Below are 1,582 nucleotides of genomic sequence, written 5' to 3' on the forward strand. Positions count from 1 at the left end.
CATGACGCCACGGTGCAGCAGGTGCTGCGCAACGCGGTGAAGTGGGCGGCGAACCCGCAAGGCGCGAAGCGTGCTATCCACGACGCGCCGAACGTGCCGGTGGACAAGGCGCTGGAGCCGATCGTCGAGCGCGGCGGCAAGCTGCACACGGCCGGCGAGGCCGGCTTCCGTTAGTTCAAGGCAGCGCTTTCCATCTGGAACTCTGCAGCAATAGCGGTTATCCACCTGATATGATTGAATCGAACCAATTCGCTCGGAGGAGCAAAAAATGCGGCTTTTGATACTCGGTACCGGCTGGATGGCGCAGGAGCATGCCCGCCGCTTCAGCGCCATCGAGGGCGTCGACATTGTCGGCGCCGTCGATGTCGATCCGGCCCGCGTCGGCGAATTCGCCGACGGCTTCAAGATCCCCAACCGCTTCACCTCGCTGGAGGAGGCGCTGAAATGGGGTGAATTTGACGCTGTCGCCAACGTCACGCCGGACCGCATCCATCACCCGACCACCATGGCGCTGATCGCCGCCGGCAAGCCGGTTCTGTGCGAGAAGCCGCTGGCCGAGAATTTCGGCAAGGCGACCGAGATGGCGGACGCCGCGGAAGCCGCCGGCATCGTCAACATGGTGAACCTCACCTACCGCAATGTGGCACCTCTGCAGAAGGCGCGCGCCATGGTGCTGGCAGGCGAGATCGGTACGGTCCGCCATGTCGAGGCCTCCTACCTGCAAAGCTGGCTGGTGTCGAAATTCTGGGGCGACTGGCGCACCGACCCGAAATGGCTGTGGCGCCTGTCGCGCGGCCATGGCTCGAACGGCGTGCTCGGCGACGTCGGCATCCACATCCTCGATTTCGCCAGCTATGGCGCGGCGCTCGACATCGACCATGTGTTTTGCCGCCTGCGCGCCTTCGACAAGGCGCCGGGCAACCGCATCGGCGAATACGGGCTCGACGCCAATGACAGCTTCGCCATGACGCTGGATTTCTCCAATGGCGCTTTCGGCGTGGTGCATGCCAGCCGCTGGGCGACCGGCCATCTCAACGAGCTCAGGCTGCGCATCTATGGCGACAAGGGCGGCATCGAGGTGGTGCACAATCTCGAAGGCTCGGCGCTGAAGGCGTGCGTGGGCGACAATGTCGAGAACGCCAGATGGGAGGCGCTCGACGCCGGCACGGTGCCGACCAACTATGAGCGCTTCGCCGAGGCGGTGAAGAGCGGCGTCCAGCCCGAGCCATCCTTTCGCCACGCGGCCGAATTGCAGAAGGTGCTCGATCTGGCGGTGGTGTCAGACGAGAGGCGCGCGGAGCTAAGGGCACACGCGGACACGCAGTGAGGGCCAACCGGGTTAGCCTTTATCGTTGCCAGAAGGGCAGCTTGGCGATCTCTTCCTCGACCTGCCGTCTGGTCAGGCCGATATCGTCGATCAGATGCGGATTGGTCTCCGAGATTCGCTTGAGATCCCAGCGAAAGCGTGCCTGCCTGCGCCAGGCAGCGATCGTGCCGCGCAGGCTCGTCAAGGACCGGCGCGGCGCCCGCCTCGCGGACGCTGCCTGCCGCGCTGCGCAATGCTGGACCGTTGCAAGGGGAT

Annotated in this window: 2 protein-coding genes and 1 pseudogene; 2 read left to right on the plus strand and 1 reads right to left on the minus strand. The window is 64.9% G+C overall.

The features are described 5' to 3' along the window. Together EOA33_RS35085 and EOA33_RS35090 are read left to right on the plus strand one after the other, a co-directional pair. Positions 1-174: pseudogene (locus tag EOA33_RS35085) on the plus strand (trehalose utilization protein ThuA); the annotation flags it as partial. Positions 175-268: 94 nt separating this feature from the next. Further along, positions 269-1,327, plus strand: a complete 1,059-nt coding sequence (locus EOA33_RS35090; protein WP_127407676.1) for a Gfo/Idh/MocA family oxidoreductase — start codon at positions 269-271, stop codon at positions 1,325-1,327. Positions 1,328-1,346: 19 nt separating this feature from the next. Here the strand turns inward: EOA33_RS35090 and EOA33_RS35095 are convergent. Continuing rightward, positions 1,347-1,582 (minus strand): DUF1127 domain-containing protein (locus EOA33_RS35095; RefSeq protein WP_348628295.1); only part of this gene is annotated, 236 nt, incomplete at its 5' end.

This window comes from Mesorhizobium sp. M4A.F.Ca.ET.050.02.1.1 (assembly GCF_003997725.1).
Classification (GTDB): Bacteria; Pseudomonadota; Alphaproteobacteria; order Rhizobiales; family Rhizobiaceae; genus Mesorhizobium.